4 protein-coding genes are annotated in these 5372 nt (G+C 34.1%); all 4 read right to left on the reverse strand.

The window, feature by feature from the left end; all coding sequences use genetic code 11:
* Nucleotides 1–601: 601 nt before the first annotated feature.
* Entirely contained in the window at nt 602–1417 is an 816-nt protein-coding gene (locus F6K54_RS39585; RefSeq protein ID WP_293089767.1) for a DNA-binding domain-containing protein, read from the reverse strand.
* A 464-nt stretch (nt 1418–1881) separates the two neighbouring features.
* Nucleotides 1882–2796 (reverse strand): DUF692 domain-containing protein, encoded by a 915-nt coding sequence (locus tag F6K54_RS39590; protein WP_293089769.1) that lies wholly within the window; start codon nt 2794–2796, stop codon nt 1882–1884.
* 649 nt (nt 2797–3445) lie between these two features.
* Entirely contained in the window at nt 3446–3730 is a 285-nt protein-coding gene (locus tag F6K54_RS39595) for a DUF2282 domain-containing protein (protein WP_293089770.1), read from the reverse strand.
* Between the two features lie 160 nt (nt 3731–3890).
* On the reverse strand, nt 3891–4736 hold the full coding sequence (locus F6K54_RS39600; RefSeq protein WP_293089772.1) for a sulfotransferase domain-containing protein: 846 nt from the start codon (nt 4734–4736) through the stop codon (nt 3891–3893).
* Between the last annotated feature and the right edge of the window lie 636 nt (nt 4737–5372).

Consider the following 5372-nt stretch of genomic DNA (forward strand, 5'->3'; position numbering starts at 1 on the left):
AGTACCCCTGTTTTCCCCTAAGAATGCTCAAAAATTGAGTATTTGAGTAAGAATTGGGTAGACTTGGGCCTGGGATAATTTTTCCTTTGTATGTCTTCTACAACCCCTGATTCCTCTTGACTCTTGACTCTTGAGTTTTCACTACTCCCTACTCCCTACTCCCTACTCCCTGTCGAGCGCAAAAAGACTTTTTCAGCAAACCCTAATTAATGAGACTTGATATTAGATAATTATATCATGTCCGGTAGCATCGGAGCGTGTATAAAGTTAAGGTGGCACTCTTGAGAAAACCTTCTGTCTCCTGCCTCCTGCCTCCTGCCTTCCTTCCACCAAAGTCTAATTATTCAACCGGACATGATATTATATCTATTATTTTTACCGAAAAATTCAGGTATAAAGCCTCTCAATTCATGGATAAAAAAGCGGTCGAGGGATGGCGAGGTCCCCTCGCCATATCCAATCGACCAAGAGAAGAAAAAAAATCCTTTGATACAATCCTTTTATTTATAAGAAGAGGTATTATAAGAAGAGATAATTCTAAATTCTTAATTCTAAATTCTTAATTCTTGAATTTTTGCCTATTTTTTTCTTCAATGTCTGTTTATTCTTCCTTCTTCCCTCTACTTCCTTCTTCCTTCTGAACACAAAAATCACTAATCCAACCTCGCTGTACAAATAATGGAAGTAATGAACCGACATCAACTTGAGGTTCAATATCAGCGACTTTTTCGCAGACAATTTCAAATGGATAATTCCCTTGAAAAATCTTTAGTAATTCCCATTCTTCATTGTTTGGTAAATCAATTCGCATATCATAACCCTGTCGCCACAAAAATATTTTTACTCCACCTTCATCTAGACTTACCATTTTATCATCTTGATAATCGGGTTGATTGACTTGCCAAATTCTATGAATAGGATAAATAGACTCTAATAAGACACTATTTTTCGGTAAATTCAAAATCAACTCTCCCCATTTTTCTTGAGGAATTTCACCCAAAGCTTGAAAATCTAAACCCTTTGTATCTTCACCGCAAAAAACTCGATGCCAATGCCATTCTAAACGTGCTATATCTGGCAGATATGGTAAATGTTTTACTGGTGGAAAATCTACAAGAAAATCTGCAAACTCTTCTCCATAATCTCCTAAATCTGATGATAAACAAGGAAACTGATTAATAAATTTTAATGCAGTTGCTTCAAAAAACTTTTCCCCCACTAACTGACATAACACAGGATAAATTGACATTAATGTATTACTCAAATTTCCAACAACATTACCCCTGTAAATTGCCAAACCTTCCGCAGGTGTTAAATTATTTGGTGCCTTAATATGTTTGCTTAATTCTTCTATACTAATACTGTCTTTTTTCCATACAGCTTGGAGAAATAAATTTTGTAGAGTAATATTTTCCATTACTAAATAATTAATAATTAAATAATTCAGATTCAAAGCCTCCCCTTTCAAGGGGAAAAAATTAACGAAGTCAGAAGTTAGAAGTTATACCAATTTGATAAATGTTTGCTACAAATAGCTAGAGTATTTCTTAGAATCCAGAATTCAGAATCCAGAATTCAGAATGGATAAATTTAATACCATTTTTGATGTTGTAAATTATCTTTTTCGTCAAATAGACTTTATTTGAAAGTTTATTTATGATTCTTATTATTCGTAACATTCTTTTTTCAAAATGGTATTATAAGTCAGAAGTTAACCCACCCCTAACCTCTCCTTGGAGGGGAAGTAGGGCATTTGAGCTTCGCTCCAAAAATATTTCGCCTTAAAAGGTGGGGTTTTAGACCCATATTATTTTGATAAATTTTTTCCTTAAAGGTCTTATCTCTTCCTAAAAGGGAGAGGTAATTATTAATTATTAATTATTAATTATTAATTAATAAATTGACCTTTTGTAACAAATTGTCAGCCTTATTTGCTTCTGCCATTAACACTTCAAAACTCGGAATATCTGTATCCCATTCTATTAAAGTAGGTACACTGCCAAACCTTGTTAAAGCTTCTTCATACAACTCCCAAACTGGAGGATGTACGGGATAACCATGGGTATCTAATAGATAATTTTCCTTTTCTTCGTAACCTGCTAAATGAATTTCTTTAACCCTTGTTAATGGGATACCATCCAGATATTTTAGAGGGTCAATTCCATTATTTATAGCATTAACATAAAGATTATTTATATCCAGAAGTAAGTAACAGTCAGCTTTTTTTACTAATCCCTCAATAAACTCCCATTCCGACATAGTTGAATCTGTAAAAGTTAAATATGGAGAAGGATTTTCAATCAAAATTTGTCTACCTAAAAATTCTTGTACTTGTAGGATACGCGATGCCACAAAATCCATTACCTTTTCTGTATAAACAAGCGGAATTAGATCGTTAAGATAGTGACCACTGACAGATATCCAAGATAAATGATCGGATATTAGAGCAGGTTCAACTTTTGCTGCTAAATTTTTTATGCGAGTTAAATAATCTAAATTTAATGGGTCTGTTGAACCCAAAGACATTCCTACTCCATGTAAGGTTACAGGATAATCTTGACGAATTTTTTCTAAATAAAATAATGGTAAACCACCAGCACATAAATAGTTATCTGATAAAACTTCAAACCAATTTATTTTCGGTTTTTGAGTCAGAATATATTGATAGTGAAGTGAACGTAAAGCAATTCCTGCACCTTTAATTGATGATGACTGAATGTAGGGTAAATCTCCCTTACTTTGCCACTTTGGATTAACATCAAATTCTAGTTTTTGAGATTCTATTTCTGTTGTCATAAGCTGTTTTTATTTAAGAAGGAAGAAGTAAGAAGGAAGAAGGAAGAAGGAAGAATAAAAGACCGAATAACTGGAAAAATTGATTGGGCTGAAAAGTTGTCGCCCCACATCTACAAACCCCAATTGAGTGGATATCATATTTGTAAAAACACTTTTTTCCTATTCCCTATTATACCAATTCCCAGGCATTAGTGCTATACTTGCGCAATACTTCAGTTATCAACTAATTAGCAGAAGTCGAATCACTTTTTTGCTAATTTTAGCTCATTTAATATTCATTATTCTTATGTTTTTTTCTCCCCCACTCCCCTACTCCCCTATTTCCCCTCCTGGGAGGGGGAGGGGCGAGGGGTGGGTCCCCTGCTCAACAAAATGTAGAAAAGTTTTTGAGAAATGGTATTACCTATTTCCTATTCCCTGTTCCCTAAAAGCAATAAATTTTTGGCTTTATTCAAAATTTAGATGTACCCATAAAAAAAAATATGGCATTCTTGAATTTTTAGCTGATTTGATTCAAAAGATATAAATAGAGGAAAAGGTATCTGTTTATAGAAAATTTTCCTCTGCTATACTCTATGATTATCAAATCATAACTATATTCAAAAATGCCACAAATTTTGTAATAATCACTTAAATTTTTAGCTTATATCTATTTAGATTCTGGAACATAAATTTTTGCACCAACAATTTTCTCGCAAGTACCCTCAGCAACATAGATCCATTCATTAGGATCTGAATCTTTTGCAGCCTTACCTGCACAGTCATGGCCATTAGCACCACAATCATTCTTGCCAGCTTTAACGATACCAGCACATTTTTCCATACCTTCTTTGCCAGCAAGAGCTTCCTGACTATTACCAAAAGTAGTAAGACCAACAGCTAAGACACCAGTTATTGCACTAGCTACAACTAATTTTTTGTTGATGTTTTTCATAATATTATTTTCTCCAATTAATTTAGTTCAACCTTACACTTATAAAGTATTCAGTATCGATATTAAGATAGTCTATGAAAAATCTGAGATTCACCTGAGAAAGTAATAAATAGTTAGTGAGTATTTCTTGGCACTAAAATAGGGTTATTATTACACCACTTCAGAACTTAGTTAACCCTGACTGAGAATTACTAATTGATATCGCTCTTTCGTAGTATTTTCCCAATAAGTTCTCTATCAACAACTTAGTACTATCATTAATATACTGCTCACAGTTTTTCTGGTAACCTGAGTTGAATGGAAATTTTACCAAAACCTTCTCTATCATAGTTATATCTACTTTCATGCCTAAAAAATCCATCACAGAAGCAAATTCTGAAATTGCCTTTCCCCTTGATATAGTTTCATGATTTAGGAAGAGACAATGTTCTGGATACTTAGTTTTTTGGTTAATATAGTATTCTAGCATTTCCTTATAAAACTTAGCCATATATGCGATCGTGTCATTTATCTTTCTTGGATTATTCTCTATTTCTGCTTTATTTAAAAGTAAGGAAGATGACGTTAGACAACTTAATATTTCTCTAAATAAAAATATAGTTTTACTGAACTTACAATCAACAAGATGATGAGTTTTAATCAGTTTAACTGGTAAGTTAAGTGACTTAACATTATCTGACATTTTTTCGTAATGTGTATTAGGCTCAAATATATAAATATTAGGGAATATTTCTTCAAGATTGTAGCCCTGTTTCCCTAAACTTAAGTAGTTATATGGTACTCCAGCATTAGTTCTCTTTTTGATAACTTCTATTGAACCAATATCAATGCCATTTGCCTCTAAAATAATAGCAGCTAAGACAAGTCGAACCCAGCCATTTCCAGACCTAGGAAAAGATGAGAGGAATATATGAGGAGATTTCAATAACACCGCGTTTGTTTTTTCCCAATCATTATGGAATTTATGATCCACAGTGCTTTCAATAAACTTTTGTGAAAGTGCCATTTTTTGATGCTTTTATGATCTACTTAGGGTTTGCTGAAAAAGTCTTTTTGCTCTTTGTAGGGAGTAGGGGGTAGGGAGTAGGGAGTAGTTATATCATGTCCGGATAATTAGTGATAAAAAAACTTTCTCCTTCAACTCCAGTTCTTCTTCTTTCTTCCCCTCCTGGGAGGGGTTAGGGGTGGGTTGACTCCTGACTTCCCCTCCCCTCCTGGGAGGGGCTAGGAGTGGGTTGGGAGGGGGAGGGGCGAGGGGTGGGTTGACTCCTGACTCCTCCGTAGTTATTTATTTATCACTGTTCAACCGGACATGATATAAGAGTGATTTTTCGGCTGCGTGCAGGGCGTGAAAATGCTCACTTTTTTAACAATAGCTTCTGAAAAGCTCATACTTTTAATAGACATAAATTGCCTCAAACCAATATCAGTCAATGCTTTGATATTTAATCAGCAAGCCCTACTTAAAAAAAGGAATTCGGGGATAAAATTTAAGCTTCGGAAGATAAGCGGGTTCTCAAACTAGATAGTAAGGGATAAAAAACATCTGGATAAACGCCCACATTCTTAATCACCAAAGTGGTCAGCCAAACTTTACAAAAAATTAAAGTAAAAGTAGTGATAATTGCTGCTCCAACTGGAA

The organism is Okeania sp. SIO3B5 (genome assembly GCF_010692555.1).
GTDB lineage: Bacteria > Cyanobacteriota > Cyanobacteriia > Cyanobacteriales > Microcoleaceae > Okeania.